Genomic DNA, 16,057 nt, shown 5'->3' on the forward strand with positions numbered 1-16,057 from the left:
TGGAGCGGGACCGACGAGCCGGCCCCGCTCGAAGCGTCTCACATCGTCAAGACGACGCTGGCTGTCGTTCGTCCAGCCTCGAGATCGGCATGGGCCTGGGCCGCATCCTTCAGCTCGTATTCCGCGCCGATCGGGTTGACCAGGCCGGCTTGCAGCGCCGCCATCAGCGCCGTCGTGCCCTGGCGGTAGAGTTCCGGATCGTTGGCATAGGTCAATACGCTCGGGCGCGACAGACTGATCGCGCGCGGCGCGGTCAGCTCCTCTATCTGGATCGGCGGAATCGGGCCGGCTGCCTGGCCGAGACTTGCGACCATGCCGAAAGGGCGCACGGCGGCAAGCGTCTGCGACAGCATCGTTCCGCCGATGCCATCGACGGCGAGATGCACGCCGCGGCGATCGGCAATGCGGCGCGTTTCCTCCACCCAATCCTCCGATGTGTGCAGCAGCACGACATCCGCGCCGGCCTCGTAGGCAAACCCGGCCTTGGCTTCGGAGCCGACCGTGGCGATGACGTTGGCGCCGATCCGCTTGGCAAGGCGCGTGACGAGCTGGCCGAGACCGCCGGCGCCTGCATGCACCAGCACCCATTCGCCTGATTTCACCGGATAGACCTTCTGCAGCACCATTTGCGCGGTCAACCCGCGCAGCATCGTGCTGCCGGCGACCCGCTCGCTGACGCCTTCGGGCAATTTCACCAGGCGGGCGGCCGATAGCGTGCGAACTTCGGCATAGCTGCCAAGCGGATGGCCGATATAGGCGACGCGGTCGCCGATCTTCAGCCCTTCGACGTCAGGGCCGAGCGCCTCGATGACGCCGGCACCCTCGAAGCCGAGCACGCTCTGGCCTGGCGGCAGAGGATAAAGCCCGGACCGGACATAGATGTCGACGAAATTGACGCCGGAAATGCTCTGGCGGATGCGCGCCTGGCCGGGGCCTGGCTCGGTGGCGGGGAGCTCGACGGCTTTCATGGCCTCGGGTCCGCCGGGGCCGGTAATGGCAATCGCTAGGGGCATGTAGAAGTCTCCTTTCAGGAGATCTTTGACCATAAATGCCGGTTTGAATAAATTCGGTATGAGCTCACCACATCTGTGCAATAATGCACCGATGATCGATTGGCAGGACCTTCTTCATTTCGCCGCGCTGGCACGGACCGGTTCGCTCTCGGCTGCGGCGCGCGAGCTGGGCGTCGATCACGCAACCGTCGGCAGACGCATTGCCGCGCTGGAGCGTTCGCTCGATCTGCGCCTCATCGACCGGCGCCCGCGCACTTCGCCCTTGACGGCGGACGGCCGCGCCATTGCCGAGCTCGTGACCGGCATGGAGGAAAATGTCGAAGCGATCAGGCGCTATTCGAAGAGCGCCGTCGCCGGGCTTTCCGCGGCGGTCAAGGTCAGTGCACCGCCGTCGATCGCCGCCCATCTTCTGGCGCCGAAAGCGGCGTTGTTCCGCAGCGAGCACCCGGATATCACCCTGACGATAGCAGGCGTCACCCGCCGCGCTGCGCTCAACTACGGCGAAGCTGATATCGCCGTGCGCATGACGCGGCCGGAGGAGAGCGATCTCCTGGTGCGGCGTATCGGCGTCATGCGCTTCGGCCTCTATGCCGTTGCCGCGGTGGCGCAAATGCCCGAGGAGGACTGGGCCTTCATCGGCTATGATACGGCAATGGAGCATCTGACGCAGCAGACCTGGCTGCGCAGCCTGCTGGAAGGCCGGCCGATCGTGTTTCGCGCCACCGATGTCTTCGGTCAGCTCGAGGCTGCCCGTGCCGGTCTCGGCGTCGTGGCGCTCCCAGCCTTTCTGGGCGATCGCGAGGCGGGATTGACGCGCCTGCCGGTGGCAATCCCGTCGCCGACGCGCGATCTCTGGCTCGTGACTTATCCTGATCTCCGCCGCTCGCCGGCCATCCGCGCCGTCATGGATTTCGTCACCGAGATCATCGGTCGCAGCTGTCCGTTGCGGGACGGTGCGGATGCGGCGGCGTAAGCCCCATTTCCGATCGGCATTTTCCTGTTGCAGCTTGGCCGCGAATCTCTATCCATAAAAGGATGCGCCATCCCTATGGTCGGTGATCGATGACGAAGCTGGGCAGTTGGTTCGGAGTGGACAGGGCGGATCTGGTCGCGGGCATATCGGTGGCCGGGTTGATGCTGCCGGAAGCGGTTGCCTACGCAGGTATTGCCGGTCTGCCGCCGCATCGGGCGATCCTCGCCGGCATTGCCGGATGTCTCGTCTATGCCATATTCGGCCGCAGCCGCTTTGCCATCGTCTCCCCTACATCCTCGTCCGCGGCCATTCTTGCGGCGACATTGGCCGTCGTGCCGGGCGATGCCACGGTCAAGATGGGCCTTGCGACGGTCGCCGTCGCGCTCGCAGGCATTCTCTTCGTCGTTGCCGGCGCATTGCGCCTTGGCGGCATCACCGGGTTCATCTCGCGGCCCGTGCTGCGCGGCTTCGCGCTGGGGCTGGCGATCACCATCATCCTGCATCAGCTGCCGATCCTCGTCGGCGTATCTGTGCAGGGCTCGAACATCGTGACCTATGCCGCCACACTCTTTGGTGCCGTATTGCAGTGGAATCCGATCAGCGTCGCCGTCGGCGTCATCGCGCTTGCGGCACTGCTGCTCTTGAAGCGATTGCCCGGCGTTCCCGGCGCCTTCCTCGTGCTCGCCGCCGGCATTCTTGCCTCCTATCTCCTCGGTCTGGAGGCGCATGGCGTCAAGCTGGTCGGCGCCATCGAGATCTTGCCGCAATGGCCGTCGTTGCCGGATGCGGGCTGGACCGCCTATTCGCGGCTGGTGCAGTTCACCGTGCCGCTCGTCCTGATCCTCTTTGCCGAATCCTGGGGCACGATGCGGGCCTTGGCGCTGCGTTACGGCGAAACGCTGGAGGTCAACCGCGAACTCGGCGCGCTCGGCGCCGCCAATATCGCGAGCGCAGTCGTTCAGGGCATGCCGGTCGGCGCCGGCTTTTCCGCCGGCTTCGCCAGCGAGGCGGCCGGCGCGAAGACGCGGGCAACTACCGTTTTCGCCGCCATCGGCCTTGCGATCCTCATTGCCTGCGCCGGACCGCTCGTGGCGCTGCTGCCGGAGCCGGTGCTGGCCGCCGTCGTCATCGCAGCGCTGACGCACGCGCTCGATCCGAGCCCGATCCTGCGTCTGCGCCGCCTGCACCGCGATTTCTACGTGGCGGTCGGCGCTGCAATCGGCGTGCTGGCCTTCGGCGTCCTCAACGGCATGCTGCTGGCGATCGCGCTCTCGCTCGCCGCCATGATGCATCGCCTGGCCTCGCCCTATGTCGCCCGCCTTGGGCGACTTGGCGACAGCCACAACTTCGTTGATGTCAGCCGCCATGGCGATGCGTCCGAGATGCCGGGCATTGCCATCTGGCGCCCCGGCGAAACCCTGTTTTTCGGCAATGCCGATACGATCTTCGGCGAGATCCTCTCGGGCAGCCGCGGCGACACCGGGTTGCGGGCCATCGTTCTCAGCCTGGAAGAGAGTTCAGATATCGACAGCACGGCCATGGATGCCCTGATGGAGTTCGACAGCGCGATGAGGCGCGCCGGACTGCGCGTCCAGTTTGCCCGCGTGCATGACCGCGTTCGCGATCTCATGACTGTTGCCGGCGTTGCAGACGTCGGCAGCCGCTGCAGCTTCAGCGTCGATGATGCGGTGGCGGCGGTGACGGCGGATGGCAACCAGCCGAAGGCTTGAATGTGCCGTTCAGTCGCGCAAGGTCCAATAGCAAAGGTGATCGTGCTTTGCTTCGCCCTGTAGGCTGTTGATGAGGACGAAGTCTTTAGCTGTCCAGCTCACAGGTTCTTCGAGCACAATGTCGGGAACCAGACGACCCTGATAGAGTAGCGTCATATGCGGCTCGACAGGCTTTTCCTTGATCGGCTCAATGCCGGTGAGCCTCATGGCATCGACCAATTCCTGATAGATCGCCTTGAGTTCGGTGTTTCCATTCTCGTTCCAGAGAACAAGCGGGCGATTATCGCCATTGCCGAAACTGACAGCCCGGTCGAAGACTACTGTACAGGACCGCTTCCTAACTCTAGAGGCAGCTTCCATCGCCGCAAACACCGTCTCTTCGGGCAAATGGCGAAACGAGCCGATAGTATAGAGCGTCACATGGAGGAGATTGGCTTTTCGCGGCTTCGCAAAAAACCGATACCGTCGATGGAAATTGCCTGCAAGCTTCTCACTCTTTGCGGCGGTGTCTCGATCGGGAAGGATTGCAAAATAGAGTTCGCTGATTGGCCTTTGATCGATTGGCGGTGGCGTTCGGCTGGACGATCCGCCGCTGAGATAGAGCGAGAGCTGGTCTTTGTTCTTCATGGGATTGCGTCAAAGCCGCACGGCTTTGCCTCCTCCTGTTTTGGTCGTCCGAAGATCATAGGCGCGCACGACCACCAGATCAAGAACAAATAGAGAACATTTGGGTGAGGCGGGGCGAACAAGCTGGCCGAAGGCGGCCTACCGAACCCCAGTTTCAGAAAAGCTGTCGAATAAAACGCCCGCTTGATCTGTTCACCATCAGTCAGGGGTATTTGTGCCGTTCTCAAAGGAATGATCTCACATGTTGACGAAAGCCATCTTCTCGATCGCCTTGCTCGCTCTCATCGGCCTCGGCATTTCAGCTTGCTCCACCTCGGATCAGCATGGTTCCGGTGGCGGCATGACGATGAATCCTCCTCCGACCGGCGGCGGATATTGATACGTTCAGATGCAAGAACGGATTGGGGCGTCGTCATCACCGTGGCGCCCCTTTCCTCAGCGGGTAAAATGTAGACAATATCGGCTTGCGCAAGAATCGGGTTGAATTCGAGGCTCCCGAGGACGATTTTCATGACAAGTGAAATCACGGGAGCTTTCGTCATGAACGAGACAAAGCAAGATTACCTGATCTTCGAAACCGCCGGCGGCTTTTGCGGCATCGCCTGGAGCGACGTCGGCGTCCTGCGCTTTCAATTGCCGACGAAGGATGCGAGCGCGACGGAGCGCCTGCTTCTGCGCCGCTTGCCGGGTGCGCAGCCCGGCACGCCGACGCCAGAGGTTGCCGAGGTCGTCGCCAAGGTGAAGCGCTATTTCGCAGGCGAGGAGATCGACTTTTCCGGCGTCACGCTCGACCTCGGCGAGCAGGATGCCTTCTTCAGACAGATCTATGATGCCGCCCGGCAGGTTGGGTGGGGTCACACCACCACCTACGGCACCTTGGCCAAGCAGCTTGGTGTGGGGCCGGAAGCGGCGCGCGATGTCGGGCAGGCCATGGCGAAAAACCCGGTGGCGCTGATCATCCCCTGCCATCGTGTTCTGGCGGCAGGCGGCAAGATCGGCGGCTTTTCCGCACCCGGCGGCTCCAACTCCAAGGCCCGCATGCTGGAGCTGGAAGGCGTCCAGCTCGCGCCGCCGAAGCCGGTGCAGCAGTCGCTGGCGCTCTAGGCAATGACTAGGGCGAGGCTCTCTAGCCGCGCTAGCTGGCGACTGACCCTCGTGTAATCGCGTCCCACCTGTTCGGCGAGTTCGGCAACGCCGAGCGGCCCTTGCATTCCGAGCCGCGCCTGCCGCGCGCAACAGGGCCTCATCGCGCTGCGGCGTATTCAGGAAATTGACGATGTCCGGCAGGCCGCCGGCCAGCTCATCGGCAATATGTGTATTTTGCACCTTTACAGATTTCACCTTTTTCATATAAGTGTATTATGCACATAAATTGAGAAAGTATTACGCCCATGCTATCCAGAATTCTCGTCATTATCGGAAGTGTCAGGCCGAACCGCATATGCCCTGTCATTGCCGAATGGGTAGCATCCGTCGGGCGCGAAATCCTGCCGGCCGAATTTGAAATCGTCGATCTGCGCGACTGGCCCTTGCCGATGGATGTCGAGCCGAGCATCCCGGCCACGGGCGATTATCGCACCGATCTCACTAAGGCCTGGAGCGAGAAGATCGCCGGCGGCGATGCCGTTGTCTTCGTCAGCCCGCAATATAATTGGGGCTACCCGGCCGCGCTGAAGAATGCGCTCGATCATCTCTATCGCGAATGGGCAGGCAAGCCGGCTATGATCGTCACCTATGGCGGCCATGGCGGCGGCAAATGCGCCGCCCAGCTGCATCAGGTGCTGAGCGGATTGAAGATGAAGCCGGTCGAAACCATGCCGGGCTTCACCCTGTCGCGTGCCCGTATCGAGGCGAATGCCGGCAAAGTCGATCCGGTGACGGAATTCGCCGAAGGGCGATCGACGCTCGAACGGGCTTTTGGCGAGTTGGGTCGCAGTTGAGCACGCATGGTTCTGCCGCATCAATTTCGCCAATTGATCGTTGCAGCCGGCCGGTCGGAGCCATGATAAAGCTGCAATCGATCATCATCGAAGGTGGGTTGATTTCGTTCATCGATATAAATTGACGCTCGCAGCGGGACATCCATCGCGCCATGCAGAAATCGATCTTTGCAATGTCTCTCCTTGTGGTCATTTGCGCATGTTCGCAAGCACACTCCGCAGTTTGGCAACCTTCATCCGGCCACATCGAGGTGCCGATTTGGCCTGGGACGGTGCCGGACGCCATCCCTGATGCGAAACCCGAGTCTGTTGGTGTCGACGGGGCGACGGTCGCGGATGTCAGCCGACCGACGATGACCATGTATGCTCCCGAGGGCCACAACACAGGCGCGGCCGTGGTCGTCTTCCCGGGCGGGGGTTACAAGGTCCTGGCCATGGGCTTGGAGGGCACGGAGATCTGCGACTGGCTGACTTCGCGCGGCATCACCTGCGTGCTGCTGAAGTATCGAGTGCCGAATTCGGGTCCGACATGGGAGAAGGGACATCGCCGCTATCCGAAGGTGCAAACCGCGCTGCAGGACGCCGAGCGCACGCTGGGGCTGGTGCGCCAATATGCAGCGCAATGGCAGGTCGACCCCCACAAGATCGGCGTCATGGGCTTTTCCGCCGGTGGACATCTCGTCGCCGCCGTCAGCACGCATTTCGCACAGCGGACATATGCACCGGTCGATGACGCCGATAAGCTGAGTAGCCGGCCAGATTTCGCGATCGCCCTCTATCCCGGCCATTTATGGGCGCACGAGGACGACGACCGCGCCAGCCGCGACGAGGCGGACATGAGCCTGCGCCCGGACATCACCGTCAGCGCCGACACCCCGCCAACCTTTCTGCTGCAAGCCGAGAATGACGATGTCGACGGCGTGGAACAATCGCTCGCCTATTATATCGCGCTGCAGAAGGCCGGCGTCCCCACGGAAATGCACCTTTATGCGCAGGGCGGCCACGCCTTCGGTCTTCGCTCGACCAAGCTCCCCATTGGCCACTGGCCGGCGCTCGTGGAGCAGTGGCTGCATACGATCGGCGTGCTCGACCCGCAGAAGAATGATTGATCGGGACCATCCTGGAAAATGCGGCCGGCATTCGTTGGTCATTTCCCATCCATGTCGCCCGCTCGCAAGGCCTGCATCGAAGCCTGGTCACAAAAGAATGGTTGAAGCGAAGGATGCGGCCTGCTCGGCAATATAGGTCCAGAGGCGGCTGGCGACCGGGCCATGCGCCTCGGCGCGACGGCGGGCCGCGACGATCTCCACCTGTCCGCCTCGCAGATGCTTGCCGGCGATGTTGATCAGCCGCCCATCGCGCAGATCCTGCTCGATCAGGTATCGCGGCATGTGTCCCCAACCCATGCCCTGCAGGATGAGTTCTCGCTTCATGGTCTGGTCGCTGACGGTCCAGCTGCGTGCGCCCTCGACAAGATAGTAGTTTCGCGATGGCGAATGCCGCGCGCTGTCGCGGATGACGCATTGTACGTAGTCCCGCATATGCTCTGTCGTGATCGATGAGGAGATCGGGAAATGGAGGAAGCCCGGCGTCACCACAGGCAGGAGTTCGACGGTGAACAGATCGAGAAATTCGAAGCGCGGATCAGCCTTGTCGATATGATGGAGAATGAGATCGGCCTCTCCGTCGAATAGGCGCTCCCAGGGGCCGGAGATTGCCTCGAAATGCAGGTTGAGCCGCGTGCCCGGGCATCCGTCGAAAAAGCGGCGCAGCAGGCCCAAGGTTTCGGGGAGGGGGCAGAGATCGCCGATGACGACCTGGAGTTCCGATTCATCACCCATTGCGAGTTGGCTCGCATAGGTCTTCAGCTCGTGAAGTTCGCCCAGCAGGACATGCATGCGATCATGAAAGGATCGGCCCGCCTCGGTGAGCAGGACCCGATAGCCGCTGCGATCAAGCAGGCTTAATCCAAGTTGGCCCTCCAGGTTTTTCACGGCTGCGGAGACGGACGGCTGGCTCCGTCCGATTTTCTCTGCGGCAGCCTGGAAGCTGCCTTCCCGAATGACGGCATCGAAGCAGACAAGCTGATGGATCGTGAAGTCCATAATTCGGCTCTATAGAGATCATCAAAACTTCAATCTTTTTATCAATACAGATTGATTTTATCTACTGGCTCAACGCCATCAGGAGCCAAAAACATGCGCGCCATCGTCATCAAGCAGTACGGCGGTCCCGAGGTTCTTCAGATAGAGGAGCGTCCGGACCCTATCCCGCAACCAGGTCAGGTCCTGATCGATGTAAAAGCGTTCGGGCTCAATCATGCCGAGATCTATTTCCGCAAGGGGGCCTGGGGCGACGTTGCCGAGATTTCGGGTATTGAATGCGTGGGGACTGTCAGGTTCGATCCGGATGACCGGTTCGTTCCCGGTCAGAAAGTGATGGCCCTGGTCGGCGGAATGGGGCGCGGCATCAACGGCAGCTATGCCGAGATGGTTTGCGCCCCCGCCAGCAATATCGTGGTAGTCGATACGGACTTGCCGTGGGAGGAACTGGCCGCCATCCCGGAATCCTATGCCACGGCTTGGACGAGCCTCATCGGCATTCTCGACGTGGCCAAGGATCGGATTGTTCTCATACGCGGTGCGACGTCGGCTCTCGGCCAGGCGGCCGTGAACATTGCCCGGCAAGCCGGCGCCCACGTGGTGGCAACATCGCGCCATGCCTCCCGCTTCGACAGTCTGAAGACGCTGGGTGCCGAAGAGGTCTTGCTTGAGTCGCCGCAGCTTTCGGCCGTCATAAGGGAGCGGCATCCGCAAGGCATCGATGCCGCCATCGATATCGTCGGCAACACCACGGTTCTGGATACGCTGGCCTCGGTTAGACGCGGAGGACGTGTCTGCTTAGTGGGTTTTCTCGGCGGAGGCGGTCCGCTGACAATGGAGCCGGTGTTTCAGATGCCAAGCGGTGTACACCTCAGCGTTTTCGCCAGCGCTCTCGTCACCGGTACGCCGGCCTTTCCCCTATCGGAGATCCCGTTCCAGGCCATCGTCGATCGCGCCACGGAAGGCTCGTATCAGGCGAAACCCGCTCATCTATTTGACTTCGGGGAGATCCGTGCGGCGCACCAATTTATGGAGGCGGGCAAGGCGACCGGCAAGGTGGTTGTCAGGCTGCGGTAGTTATTGACCGCGGAACGCTCGATCATGTTGCGCGGCCCTCCAGCACGCGTCCGACGTTGTCATCCTCGTCTATTTGACGCCGTTACCATCGCGTTCAATGGCCAACTTCACCTCACGATAATGCTCTGTCAGCTTTGTGAGATCGAAGGCCCGATTGAGGCCACTCGGATTGGGCAGTACCCAGACCGAGGCGCCTGCAAACTCGTCCGGCTGCCTGCCCCATTCGACCTGCGCACGAAGGCTGATGGCCGCATAGGCCGCCTTGCCCAGAAACGCCAGATTGCTGGGAGCAAGCCTTCTGATCTTCTCTTCGAGTATGGGAGCGGCGGCGACATAATCGCTCTTCCGCAACTCGCTGGCGCTTTTCGTCGGACGGGAGACTGCGGATGTCAGGCCGAGACCATAGTGCAGCATTTCTCGCTCTTCCTCGGCCCGCAGCAGGCGAGGGGTGAAGCCGGCAAGATGCAGCACGCGCCAGAAGCGGTTGCTGCGGTTGGAGAAATTATGACCGTCCCGATGCGCCGTTAGCGCCGGGTTCAATCCGCAGAAGATGACGGAAAGGCGGGGCGCGAGAATCTCCGCCAGCCCGCCCGTTGGCGCTGCGCTTTCGATTGGCTCATTCATCTCTTCGACCGGATTGTCTGACATCGTGCATCAGCGCTTGCTGCGCGATATCAGATTTTCCCTGACCTTCTCCAGCAAGTTTATAACCCGGCTAACCGCTTGCCCGCCGACTCCGAAGAGTTCGGCAAGCTCGCCTTCGGCCTTTTCGCGCAGCGTGGTTTCCTGGTCCGGCAACGGCGGCAGAATGTGGGCGAAATAGGTCTTGTCCAGCAGCCGGTGAAGCAGCCGTTCACCCGGAAAGGGCTCGTCATTATTAAGTGCCCGCGCCGCCTTGAGGAGGGTGCGGATATCATACTGGACGGGGCTGATGTCAGGCACCTGCTTGCGCAGGCCTAAAAGCGTGTAGACGCCGACGCGCGCCGTGCGGATCGAGCTGTCCATCGTGAAGATGATGTCGTTCGAGGTTTCCACGAACTGCCCCATCAATGCCAGGTTGGTGCATCCCGCCGGCACGACATGCGGCCTGTCGCCTGCCGCGCGCGGCATGAACATGGCGGTGATGTAGGGCATCAGCGCAAGGCGTGCCTTGGTATTGGCGACGACCGCATCAAGCTGATCCTCGATGCCCAGATGATAGCAGAGTTCGGCGATGATCTCGCGACCGGTGCATGCCGGCATCGGTTTCTTGACGTAGTTGCCCTCCTTGTCCATCAACAGCGCATAGACCCAGATGACGAGCACGTCGTCGGGTTGGTCGGGAAAATGCGGCTGGCGGTTGCAGGTGAAGCTGAGCACCCAGTTGGAATCGGTGAAGGTGATAATGCCGCCGGTGACCGATTTTCCCGAATAGGGATCGTTGACCGAGAGTTCCTTCAGCTTTTCCACGAAGGGCGAGGGCTTGCAGGTGAGCGTGACCGACTCCCACATCGACTTTTCGGTATCGCCGTAGAATTTCTCCGGCTTTCCGAAGATCGGCGATTTCTTCGCCAGGTTCTTCCACAGTGTCCAATCGCTGGTCTCGCCGGGTTCGTGCCGTCCGCGCTGGAGCGCGGGCGCCGTCTCCATGTCGCCATAGGCGGTGCCCTCCGTCATCGATCCGGTCAGCGCGAACACCACGTCGTTCGGGCCGACGGCGATGACATCATCCTTGCCGTCGATATCAGCACGGATCGACGTCACGGTGCGTGCGTCGCCATCGACTGTCATGTCGAGGTCATAGGCGCGCGTGCCGAACTGAACCTTGACCCCGCGTTCCTGAAGATGGCGGACGAGAGGCCGCACGAAGCTGTCATACTGATTGTACTTCGGAAAGATCAGCGCCGACATGTCCTTGAGCCCGTCGAGCGCATCGAGGAAGCGGTGCATGTAGAGCTTCATCTCGAGCAGGCTCTGCCAGTTCTCGAATGCGAACATCGAACGCCAGAGATACCAGAAGTTCGTTTCCAGGAAACCGGCGCTGAAATATTGCTCGATAGTGATATCGTCCAGGTCTTCCTTGCGCTTCAGCAGCAGCCGGATCAGCTCCCATTGCTGCGAGCGCGAGAGGCCGAGCGTCGAGAAATCCCGGATCTCGCCGCGCTTGTGCATCAGCCGGGCTTTTGAAAAGTTGGGGTCGTTGTCGTTGACCAGCCGGTATTCGTCGAGAACGCTGTGGCCTTCGGGCAGCTCGAGCGCCTGCACGTCCTGGAACATGTCCCAGAGGTTGTCGTAGTTCCAGTTCATCTCGCGGCCGCCGCGGATGATATAGCCTTCATCGGGATTGCCGGCGCCATCAAGTGAGCCGCCCTCGATATCGATCGCATCGAGGATGGTGATGTCTTCACCCGCCATGCGGCCGTCGCGGATCATGTAGAAAGCGGCCGCCAGACCGGCGATGCCGCTGCCGATGATCCAGGCCTTGCGGTCCTTCACCTCATTCCCCGGCACGGGGCGGTTGCGCATATAGGCGCCCATCATGTCGGGTGGTGGCAGGGTATTTTCCGGGCTGTGGTGCCAGTAGCCAGCGGTGGCATCGTTCTCCACCGTGAATGTCTTGCTGGAATCGGGACTGGAGTCTGGCGAGCCTGTCATGGAAAACCTCCCGTCTGTAGACAATATTTTATAGATCAAGGCGCCATTGCTTCCTTGGCGGGAAGCGCAACGCGTTCAACCATATATTGCAGGGAGTATTAGCATATGGTGGGAATAAGGACATAGCGATTCCCCGCCGAAACGACGTTGCTATCGCCGTTGCCCCTCATTCCCGCGCAGTTGATTCGATGCGCTCTAACGCTTTGTTATTACCGTGCTTTGGAACCAATGACGCGCGAAACCGTTCCTGTATAAGTTTGATGCGACGTTAATGTCGCGACCGGCCGGCTGGGTAAGCGGCGCTTTTGAGGAGTGTCTTATTATGAAGATTTCATCTGGATTTCGTTCAGTCGCGGTTGCGGCCATTGCTGCCGCGGGAGTTAGCTTCGCCAGCGTCGCGCATGCCGATAGCGGCACGATCCGCTTTGCCGTCTACAAGGCGGCTTTCTTCGTCGGCGGCTCCGGCGGCGAAGGCACGCTGACCTTCCATGGCCGCAAATATCCCATCTCGATCGGCGGCATCTCGGGCGGCCTCGCCTTTGGAGCCTCGAAGACATATTTTCAGGGTAGCGTGCGCAACATTCGCCGCGCCCGGGATGTAAGCGGCGTCTACGGTGCAGCGGGCGGCGGCGGCGCAATCGGCAAAGGCGCCCAGATGATCGTCATGACCAATGACAAGGGCGCCCAGCTCGAACTCACAGGCCGGCAGGTCGGTCTTCAGGTCAATGCCGATATCAGCGGCATGAGCATTACCGTGAAGTAAGGGTAAGATTCCACCCTCATAATTCCCTGGGCGCCTGATTTGCTGAATGAGCGATCAGGCTCCCAAGAAAAACTACGCGGCGAGCGCCCGGTGCTGCTTATTCCCACCCGATTGTTACAACTCCCATGCGCGTTGAATTTCCTAACTAATTTTTTCGGTTCGTTCCATGCCACCGGAAGCGCCGTCAAAAATCGCGCCTTCTGACATCATTGGATTTTTTCGCTGAAAGGCGAAATGCGCGGTTTCGCCATCGATCGCCAGCGGGCCTTCGGCTTGGTTGCTCACCTCCGAATGGCTCACCGTGATCCTCCTGTTTGGCGCGGTTCGTTGAATGACGTTTCCAGCGGCTGCGGCCGTGGCACATCACGCAGGCGCAGCAATGCCAGGCCCATCTCGGCGATCCCGAACACCAGCACGGCGCCAAGAAAACCGGCGGTGCCGACAGCGACGATCAGCCAGCCGCCCAGCATCGGAAACCCGAAGACGCCAAGAAAATAGGCGATTGCGAACCAGGTCAGTGCCGCGTTGCGCTGTTCCGGAGGGCCGTCGTTGACGGCCTGTGTCTGGATGACCGCGTAGACCAGGCCGTAGCCGAGGCCGAGTAGAACAGCGCTCGCAACCTGGATCAGCACACCGTAGGGAAGAGCGAAGGCAACCACCACGCCAAGAATCATCACCGACAGGAGCACAATGGCGGCGCGGTCACCGTTGGCCCGGCTGACGAGCGGGGCAAGTACGAAACGCGATGCCACCACGGTAATGGCATAGGCGGCGAAGAAGGTGCTCGCCTGCAGGCCCGTACCGCGCACCAGCGACGTCTGGAACGTCAGGAGACCGCTGAACACGCAGGCGCCTAGACCCACCATCAGTATGGGATAAATGGCTTTTGTCCGAGCGATGCTCGGCAGCTTACGCACCCAGCCGTCGCTGGACTGTTGCGACGTCGTGGCTGCGGGTCTCGGCGCCAGATTTTCGAACATCCATAAGAGCAGTGCCGCGAGAACGCAGGCCGCGGCGACGACGCAGAAGGCTGTCGCCGTGGAAAGGCCGAGGCTTCCCGTGAGCGCCCCCGCCGCGATCGGGCTGGCACCGATGCCAGCCATCAGGAAGGCGCCGAAGCGCGTGAACCAGAAGCCACGCTCGCGATCGGTGACGCGCTCCGACAGGGCCATCGGCGCGGCAAGATAGAAGACCCCCCAGCCAAGGCCGATGAGGAAGCCGGCCCCGCCAATCATGGGAGAAAGGGTGTGCAGCGAGGCCAGAGCAAGATAGCCGGCGCAGACCGATAGCGCCCCGAGTGCAGCCATCCGGGCCGCGCCGAAGCGGCCGGCGAACCAACCGACCAGCGGGACGCCAATCAGCGTGCCAAGCATGGCACCGCCAAGCGTGATGCCGGTCTCGATCTCGCTGCCGCCGAGGGTACGGAAATGCTCGGTCAGAAGGAAGGTCGCGCCGTAACCGGCCGCCGTCAGAAAGCTCGCGACGAACAGGCAATAGGCGTGTGATGCGCGCATGATGTTTGACTCCAGCTATAATTGGCCCAAGTATTCTGTCAGAATCGTCAAAATGACAGGTCCACTTGGATTGACTTCCGGGGGCCACTCTTGCGGAGGCGGAGGTGACAGCCGAAGATTCTCGCCGGCGCGAAGGCACCGCGCATCTGGTCGATATCGAGGTTGATCGGGCATCGGGCCTGCCGCTTGTCCGGCAGCTTTATCTTGCTTTGCGCCAGGAGATCGTTGCCGGCCGCATGCCGCCGGGGGCGCGGCTTCCATCCACGCGCGCGGCGGCGCGCCTGTGGGGCATGTCTCGTGGCCTTGTCACCGAGGCCTACGAAACGCTGATGAGCGAAGGCTATGCGGTCGGCCGCGCCGGCTCCGGCACCTATGTCTCAACCGATGTGCCGGAGCGCACAGGACGCTCGGGCGGGGCGGGATGGAACCGGCCTGAGCCTGGCCGCTTGCTCTCCCGCGCCGCTCGCGCCGTGACCGCGCCCCCGCCCCAATTGTCCGAGCCTTCCTTGCAGATACCCTTTGTCACTGGCCGGACGCCACCGGATGCAAAGACGCGCGCTGTCTTGACCCGCATCGGCCATCGCCATCTCGGCGCCCTGTCGGACCACTACCGCGATCCCCAGGGCGAGACGGTGCTGCGCGAAGCGGTGGCTGCCTATCTCCTGGCAGCGCGCGGCGTGCGCTGCACGCCCGATCGCATCTTCATCACGGCGGGGTCGCAGCAAGCGATCGATCTGGCAATCCGCACGCTGATCGACCCGGGTGATTTCGTGGCGGTCGAGGACCCCTGCTATCCGCCGGCCAGGCTTGCCTTGACGGTCCATGGCGCGGGGCTGGCGCCCGTGCCGGTCGATGGCGATGGCCTCGACGTCACCGTGCTGGCGGCGCTCGCCGTCAAGCCGCGGGCCGTCTATGTAACGCCTTCCCATCAATACCCGACCGGGGCGGTTCTCTCGATGGCGAGGCGTCTGGCGCTCCTCGATTGGGCGGCCGCCACGGGGGCTTGGGTCATCGAAGACGATTACGACAGCGAGTTCCGCTATGACGACCGGCCGCTGGCGGCTTTGCAAGGCGTCGATGAGCATCATTGCGTTATCTATGCCGGTACCTTCAGCAAGGCTCTGTTGCCGGGCCTGCGCCTCGGCTATCTGGTGGTGCCGGCAGATCTGGTGCCCGCGTTTCGGGTGATGCGAACGCTACTTGATCGTTTCCCCGCGCCATTCCAGCAATTGGTGGTGGCCGACTTTTTGGCCGAGGGGCATTTCTCGAGCCATCTGCGACGGCTGCGCGAGGCCTATCGCGCCTCGCGCGACGTGCTGGTGTCATTGTTGCGCGCGCGCTTGTCCGATCATCTGCAGGTGAATTCCCCGCACCAGGGCGTCCATCTTCTGGCTCGGCCCGACGCGGAACACAACGATGTCGCGTTGGCGCAGGCAGCGCGCCGGCATGGCGTTGCGGTTCTGCCAATTTCGCCCATGCATGTGGCACCCATGCCCCGTCACGGCCTCTTGCTCGGCTTCTCGGGCTTGACGCATGCCGAGGCCGATCTCGGCACAAGGGGTCTGGCGGCCGTGTTCGCGCATCTCAAATACGGATGAATACGGTGGCTCACTTCCCGAGCTCAGATCAGCCGGTCTCGATAAACGGCGGGTTGGACCGACGAGCAGACTGTCCAGCCCTTTGT

16 protein-coding genes and 1 pseudogene are annotated in these 16,057 nt (G+C 61.9%); 9 read left to right on the plus strand and 8 right to left on the minus strand.

Going from position 1 to position 16,057, the window contains the following annotated elements:
- Nucleotides 1-38 precede the first annotated feature (38 nt).
- On the minus strand, nucleotides 39-1,013 hold the full coding sequence (locus tag ACIQWP_RS08970) for a quinone oxidoreductase family protein (RefSeq protein WP_402785117.1): 975 nt from the start codon (nucleotides 1,011-1,013) through the stop codon (nucleotides 39-41).
- 58 nt (nucleotides 1,014-1,071) lie between these two features.
- On the opposite strand from ACIQWP_RS08970, the gene ACIQWP_RS08975 reads away from it, so the two are divergent.
- Together ACIQWP_RS08975 and ACIQWP_RS08980 are read left to right on the plus strand one after the other, a co-directional pair.
- The gene (locus ACIQWP_RS08975; protein WP_402785120.1) at nucleotides 1,072-1,986 is read left to right on the plus strand and encodes a LysR family transcriptional regulator; all 915 of its coding nucleotides are present in this window, start codon (nucleotides 1,072-1,074) and stop codon (nucleotides 1,984-1,986) included.
- Between the two features lie 89 nt (nucleotides 1,987-2,075).
- Nucleotides 2,076-3,716: a SulP family inorganic anion transporter gene (locus tag ACIQWP_RS08980; protein WP_402785123.1), complete on the plus strand. Its 1,641-nt coding sequence runs from the start codon at nucleotides 2,076-2,078 to the stop codon at nucleotides 3,714-3,716.
- A 9-nt stretch (nucleotides 3,717-3,725) separates the two neighbouring features.
- Here the strand turns inward: ACIQWP_RS08980 and ACIQWP_RS08985 are convergent, their stop codons facing one another.
- A complete protein-coding gene (locus ACIQWP_RS08985; RefSeq protein ID WP_402785126.1) occupies nucleotides 3,726-4,343 on the minus strand; it encodes a 2'-5' RNA ligase family protein in 618 nt (205 codons plus the stop codon).
- A gap of 241 nt (nucleotides 4,344-4,584) precedes the next feature.
- Here ACIQWP_RS08985 and ACIQWP_RS08990 point away from each other — a divergent pair, with 241 nt between their 5' ends.
- The gene (locus ACIQWP_RS08990) at nucleotides 4,585-4,722 is read left to right on the plus strand and encodes a hypothetical protein (RefSeq protein WP_155292424.1); all 138 of its coding nucleotides are present in this window, start codon (nucleotides 4,585-4,587) and stop codon (nucleotides 4,720-4,722) included.
- A 161-nt stretch (nucleotides 4,723-4,883) separates the two neighbouring features.
- Entirely contained in the window at nucleotides 4,884-5,447 is a 564-nt protein-coding gene (locus tag ACIQWP_RS08995) for a methylated-DNA--[protein]-cysteine S-methyltransferase (RefSeq protein WP_402786089.1), read from the plus strand.
- A 5-nt stretch (nucleotides 5,448-5,452) separates the two neighbouring features.
- On the opposite strand, the pseudogene ACIQWP_RS09000 reads toward ACIQWP_RS08995, so the two are convergent.
- A pseudogene (locus ACIQWP_RS09000) lies at nucleotides 5,453-5,693 on the minus strand (MarR family transcriptional regulator); the annotation flags it as partial.
- A 41-nt stretch (nucleotides 5,694-5,734) separates the two neighbouring features.
- Here ACIQWP_RS09000 and ACIQWP_RS09005 point away from each other — a divergent pair.
- Both ACIQWP_RS09005 and ACIQWP_RS09010 read left to right on the plus strand, forming a co-directional pair.
- A complete protein-coding gene (locus ACIQWP_RS09005; protein ID WP_402785131.1) occupies nucleotides 5,735-6,283 on the plus strand; it encodes an NADPH-dependent FMN reductase in 549 nt (182 codons plus the stop codon).
- Between the two features lie 272 nt (nucleotides 6,284-6,555).
- On the plus strand, nucleotides 6,556-7,392 hold the full coding sequence (locus ACIQWP_RS09010) for an alpha/beta hydrolase (RefSeq protein WP_402785134.1): 837 nt from the start codon (nucleotides 6,556-6,558) through the stop codon (nucleotides 7,390-7,392).
- An 87-nt stretch (nucleotides 7,393-7,479) separates the two neighbouring features.
- Here the strand turns inward: ACIQWP_RS09010 and ACIQWP_RS09015 are convergent, their stop codons facing one another.
- Nucleotides 7,480-8,388 carry a LysR family transcriptional regulator gene (locus ACIQWP_RS09015; protein WP_402785137.1) on the minus strand — a complete coding sequence of 303 codons (909 nt, stop codon included), beginning with the start codon at nucleotides 8,386-8,388 and terminating at the stop codon, nucleotides 7,480-7,482.
- Nucleotides 8,389-8,481: 93 nt separating this feature from the next.
- On the opposite strand from ACIQWP_RS09015, the gene ACIQWP_RS09020 reads away from it, so the two are divergent.
- Nucleotides 8,482-9,462, plus strand: coding sequence for a zinc-binding dehydrogenase (locus ACIQWP_RS09020; protein ID WP_402785140.1), 981 nt, complete (start codon nucleotides 8,482-8,484; stop codon nucleotides 9,460-9,462).
- Between the two features lie 69 nt (nucleotides 9,463-9,531).
- Here ACIQWP_RS09020 and mug read toward each other — a convergent pair whose 3' ends face one another.
- Both mug and ACIQWP_RS09030 read right to left on the minus strand, forming a co-directional pair.
- Entirely contained in the window at nucleotides 9,532-10,110 is a 579-nt protein-coding gene (mug, locus tag ACIQWP_RS09025; protein ID WP_402785143.1) for a G/U mismatch-specific DNA glycosylase, read from the minus strand.
- 6 nt (nucleotides 10,111-10,116) lie between these two features.
- On the minus strand, nucleotides 10,117-12,096 hold the full coding sequence (locus tag ACIQWP_RS09030; RefSeq protein ID WP_402785146.1) for an oleate hydratase: 1,980 nt from the start codon (nucleotides 12,094-12,096) through the stop codon (nucleotides 10,117-10,119).
- A gap of 322 nt (nucleotides 12,097-12,418) precedes the next feature.
- On the opposite strand from ACIQWP_RS09030, the gene ACIQWP_RS09035 reads away from it, so the two are divergent.
- Nucleotides 12,419-12,859 carry a hypothetical protein gene (locus tag ACIQWP_RS09035; RefSeq protein ID WP_402785149.1) on the plus strand — a complete coding sequence of 147 codons (441 nt, stop codon included), beginning with the start codon at nucleotides 12,419-12,421 and terminating at the stop codon, nucleotides 12,857-12,859.
- 141 nt (nucleotides 12,860-13,000) lie between these two features.
- On the opposite strand, the gene ACIQWP_RS09040 is transcribed toward ACIQWP_RS09035, so the two are convergent.
- Nucleotides 13,001-13,159 carry a hypothetical protein gene (locus tag ACIQWP_RS09040; RefSeq protein WP_402785152.1) on the minus strand — a complete coding sequence of 53 codons (159 nt, stop codon included), beginning with the start codon at nucleotides 13,157-13,159 and terminating at the stop codon, nucleotides 13,001-13,003.
- Nucleotides 13,156-14,373: an MFS transporter gene (locus tag ACIQWP_RS09045; protein ID WP_402785155.1), complete on the minus strand. Its 1,218-nt coding sequence runs from the start codon at nucleotides 14,371-14,373 to the stop codon at nucleotides 13,156-13,158. Before ACIQWP_RS09045 ends, ACIQWP_RS09040 begins: the two co-directional genes overlap by 4 nt.
- Nucleotides 14,374-14,477: 104 nt before the next feature.
- Between ACIQWP_RS09045 and ACIQWP_RS09050 the strand changes: the two genes are divergently transcribed.
- A complete protein-coding gene (locus ACIQWP_RS09050) occupies nucleotides 14,478-15,971 on the plus strand; it encodes a PLP-dependent aminotransferase family protein (protein WP_402785159.1) in 1,494 nt (497 codons plus the stop codon).
- Nucleotides 15,972-16,057: the final 86 nt, after the last annotated feature.

This window comes from Rhizobium sp. NPDC090279 (genome assembly GCF_044769665.1).
In the GTDB taxonomy this organism is placed as follows: domain Bacteria; phylum Pseudomonadota; class Alphaproteobacteria; order Rhizobiales; family Rhizobiaceae; genus Rhizobium.

Excerpts from the sequence above, each read along its gene's own strand:
- ACIQWP_RS08970 (WP_402785117.1), bottom strand. The coding sequence starts at position 1,013 with ATGCCCCTAGCGATTGCCATTACCGGCCCCGGCGGACCCGAGGCCATG.
- ACIQWP_RS08975 (WP_402785120.1), top strand. The coding sequence starts at position 1,072 with ATGAGCTCACCACATCTGTGCAATAATGCACCGATGATCGATTGGCAG.
- ACIQWP_RS08980 (WP_402785123.1), top strand. The coding sequence starts at position 2,076 with ATGACGAAGCTGGGCAGTTGGTTCGGAGTGGACAGGGCGGATCTGGTC.
- ACIQWP_RS08985 (WP_402785126.1), bottom strand. The coding sequence starts at position 4,343 with ATGAAGAACAAAGACCAGCTCTCGCTCTATCTCAGCGGCGGATCGTCC.
- ACIQWP_RS08990 (WP_155292424.1), top strand. The coding sequence starts at position 4,585 with ATGTTGACGAAAGCCATCTTCTCGATCGCCTTGCTCGCTCTCATCGGC.
- ACIQWP_RS08995 (WP_402786089.1), top strand. The coding sequence starts at position 4,884 with ATGAACGAGACAAAGCAAGATTACCTGATCTTCGAAACCGCCGGCGGC.
- ACIQWP_RS09005 (WP_402785131.1), top strand. The coding sequence starts at position 5,735 with ATGCTATCCAGAATTCTCGTCATTATCGGAAGTGTCAGGCCGAACCGC.
- ACIQWP_RS09015 (WP_402785137.1), bottom strand. The coding sequence starts at position 8,388 with ATGGACTTCACGATCCATCAGCTTGTCTGCTTCGATGCCGTCATTCGG.
- ACIQWP_RS09020 (WP_402785140.1), top strand. The coding sequence starts at position 8,482 with ATGCGCGCCATCGTCATCAAGCAGTACGGCGGTCCCGAGGTTCTTCAG.
- mug (WP_402785143.1), bottom strand. The coding sequence starts at position 10,110 with ATGTCAGACAATCCGGTCGAAGAGATGAATGAGCCAATCGAAAGCGCA.
- ACIQWP_RS09030 (WP_402785146.1), bottom strand. The coding sequence starts at position 12,096 with ATGACAGGCTCGCCAGACTCCAGTCCCGATTCCAGCAAGACATTCACG.
- ACIQWP_RS09035 (WP_402785149.1), top strand. The coding sequence starts at position 12,419 with ATGAAGATTTCATCTGGATTTCGTTCAGTCGCGGTTGCGGCCATTGCT.
- ACIQWP_RS09045 (WP_402785155.1), bottom strand. The coding sequence starts at position 14,373 with ATGCGCGCATCACACGCCTATTGCCTGTTCGTCGCGAGCTTTCTGACG.